Consider the following 2895-nt stretch of genomic DNA (forward strand, 5'->3'; position numbering starts at 1 on the left):
TGTTTTTGGAGTTGACATGAATTTTCCTGAAATTGCCGTGAAACCGGTCGCCGCCGACCGCCTGCCCGAGCTGCTGCGGCGCATGCCCAAAGCCGAGCTGCACATCCACATCGAAGGCTCGCTCGAGCCCGAGCTGATTTTTGCGCTGGCGCAGCGCAACGGCCTGGCCTTGCCCTACGCCAGCGTGGAGGCGCTGCGCAGCGCCTACGCCTTCAGCAACCTGCAGAGCTTTCTCGATATCTACTACGCCGGCGCCAGCGTGCTGCTGAAGGAGCAGGACTTCTACGACATGACGCGCGCCTATCTGCGCCGCGCCGCGCAGGACAACGTGGTGCATGCCGAGCTGTTTTTTGACCCGCAGACGCACACGGCGCGCGGCGTGTCCATGGAAACCGTGATCAATGGCCTGCACCGTGCCTGCGTCGATGCCGAGTCCAAACTGGGCGTCAGCGCCTCGCTGATCATGTGCTTTTTGCGCCATCTGAGCGAGGACGATGCGTTTGCCACGCTGGAGCAAGCCCTGCCTTTTCGCGACAAACTGATCGGCGTGGGGCTCGATTCAGGCGAGCTCGGCAACCCGCCCGAAAAGTTTGCGCGCGTGTTTGCGCGCTGCCGCGAACTGGGCTTTCACCTGGTGGCGCATGCCGGCGAAGAAGGCCCGCCGGCCTACGTCTGGACCGCGCTGGACCTGCTCAAGGTCGAGCGCATCGACCACGGCGTGCAGGCCAGCAAAGACGCAGCCCTGATGCAGCGCCTGGCGGAAGGTCGCATTGCGCTCACGGTATGCCCGCTGTCCAACCTCAAGCTGCGCGTGTTCCCCGACCTGGCCCGCCATAACCTGCGCCAGTTGCTGGACGCCGGGCTGGTGGCCACCGTCAATTCGGATGACCCGGCTTACTTTGGCGGCTACATGAACGAGAACTTCACGCAGACTTTTGTCGCCCTGGACCTCAACGCCCAGCACGCCTACACGCTGGCGCGCAACAGCTTTGAGGCGAGCTTTATGGATGCGGCGGCCAAGCGCCGTCATATCGACCGGCTGAATGCGTGCTTTGAGACTTTTTTCCAGGAAACCGGCCCGGCTTAAGGGGCAGGTGCCGCGCTTTGCTGCGGGCTGTCATCCGGCCCTGCACCCCGTCTCAGCGGTGGTTTTTTTTGGAGGCCCAAGGGTCTTTCGGGCCGGCGGGCGTCAACGGCACCTCATGCACCTGCGGCAGTCCGACGACGGTCCTGATCGCGCGCATCAGTGCGTCGGCCTCGAAGGGTTTTGTGACATAGCCGTCTGCGCCGCCGGCCAGGCCTTTGATCACCGCTTCGCGCGTGGCCTTGCCCGTCAGCATGATGATGGGGACGTTCTTGAGTATCGGGTGCTGGCGCAGCCTGAGCAGGATGTCAAAGCCGTCGGCGTCGGGCAACATCACGTCCAGAAGAATCAGGTCGGGCGTCGGGGACTTGCGGATTTCCGCAATGACTTCGGCCCGGTTGCTCGCCAGCCGTACATCGAAGCCCTCGAAGGCCAGGTAACTCTGTATGAATTTGGCGAGCATGGGCTCGTCTTCCACCACTACGGCAGTCAGCACCTCGTCCCGCGCCAGCGTGCGCAAGGGGCCGCGCTTGCGGGCAATGCTCACGTAATAGCCGGCCTTCCTGAGCGAGGCGGCGCCCGCATCGGCCTCTGCTTCGGCCCGGGACAGCGCCGTTTTGCTCAGCGGAACCTGGAACTCGAACTGTTCTGCGAACGGGTCAACCCTTACAGCTGACAGCAGGTGCAGGCCCAGCAAGCTATCGAAGCTCGTGGTGAAGGTCGCCAGCGGCATCCCGGGCAGGCCGGCCTTGATTTGCGCGACCGTCAAAATCCCATCGATCCTGATCAGCAGTTCAATCTGGGCTGGCGACAGCGTGGTCGCGCCACTGCGCAGCTCATTTTTGCCCTGCTCGGTGAGGCCATAAACTTCGAAGTCTTGCATCCTTGTTACGTTCCTTTGGTCCGACTTCTGTTTGAAGATGTCCTTCACCAATTTCAAGGTGAATTTATTGACTCGCGCAAGAATCTCAATTCCTGCAATTCCTGGTCTGCCGTCGACCTGGTCGGCCAATGCGCTCGCCTTTTTTAAGGTGGCGCGGGGTGCTTGACGTCGTTGCCGCTACGTACTTTCAACGCCTGCACAACGGCCATGAAGCATCCAGTCTAACGTGCAATCGGCTGAGCGCTTCTGCAGGGTCTTCTTCAGGCGCGCTTTTTCCCGGTGATGGCGGCCACGCAGCCCCCATGTCCGCAGTCAAGGATTGCACTTGATGCCGGCCATGCCTCTGAATTTCCTTGCATGCTTTGTGCGCGCCGGGAGATTTCGTTTCGCTCACGCGCCGGCCCTGGATGGTTTCACCTTAAGATGGACGATGCGTTACTTTTCTTTCAAAAAAACAAGCTGTCATTCGCAGTGTCTTACGTACGCGATTTGGCCGGCGACCTCGTCGCCTCGCCGGGCATGACGCCGCCATCGCCAGTCCTGCTGTCATGACGTCCCCCCATCCTTCTTTTGCCGCGTTTCTGCAAGCGCAGCGTGCGGAGTACCGTAGCGCGTTCCCCGAGCGGCTGGAACAAGTCGAGTCCCTCTGGCGCCAGGTGCTCAATGGCGAGGCGCCAGCGCTGGCCGGCCTGGAGCGCTGTGCGCACAGCCTGGCGGGGTCGGGCGCAACGTTCGGCTTTGCCGCGCTGGGCGATGCGGCCCGGGTGCTGGAGATGGTCGTCAGTCCGTTGGCAGGCGCTGCAAAGGCCTTGACGCTCGCCGAGCAGACCGAGGTGGGCCGGGTCGTCGAGGCGTTTTGTCGCGGCCTGTCCGCAGAAATCGGCATTCAGGTTGACTAGTCCCCAAGACCCCAAGACCCCACGACCCC

Annotated in this window: 3 protein-coding genes; 2 read left to right on the plus strand and 1 reads right to left on the minus strand. The window is 62.3% G+C overall.

What is annotated here, in order from left to right; all coding sequences use genetic code 11:
- The first annotated feature begins 16 nt into the window (after positions 1-16).
- Positions 17-1087: an adenosine deaminase gene (locus IV091_RS12285; RefSeq protein WP_293469103.1), complete on the plus strand. Its 1071-nt coding sequence runs from the start codon at positions 17-19 to the stop codon at positions 1085-1087.
- Between the two features lie 52 nt (positions 1088-1139).
- On the opposite strand, the gene IV091_RS12290 is transcribed toward IV091_RS12285, so the two are convergent.
- Positions 1140-1967, minus strand: a complete 828-nt coding sequence (locus IV091_RS12290; protein WP_293469105.1) for a response regulator — start codon at positions 1965-1967, stop codon at positions 1140-1142.
- Positions 1968-2515: 548 nt separating this feature from the next.
- Here IV091_RS12290 and IV091_RS12295 point away from each other — a divergent pair.
- Positions 2516-2866, plus strand: coding sequence for an Hpt domain-containing protein (locus tag IV091_RS12295; RefSeq protein ID WP_293469107.1), 351 nt, complete (start codon positions 2516-2518; stop codon positions 2864-2866).
- Positions 2867-2895 lie beyond the last annotated feature (29 nt).

Source organism: Polaromonas sp., assembly GCF_018780625.1.
Taxonomy (GTDB): domain Bacteria; phylum Pseudomonadota; class Gammaproteobacteria; order Burkholderiales; family Burkholderiaceae_C; genus Polaromonas.

Excerpts from the sequence above, each read along its gene's own strand:
- IV091_RS12285 (WP_293469103.1), top strand. The coding sequence starts at position 17 with ATGAATTTTCCTGAAATTGCCGTGAAACCGGTCGCCGCCGACCGCCTG.
- IV091_RS12290 (WP_293469105.1), bottom strand. The coding sequence starts at position 1,967 with ATGCAAGACTTCGAAGTTTATGGCCTCACCGAGCAGGGCAAAAATGAG.
- IV091_RS12295 (WP_293469107.1), top strand. The coding sequence starts at position 2,516 with ATGACGTCCCCCCATCCTTCTTTTGCCGCGTTTCTGCAAGCGCAGCGT.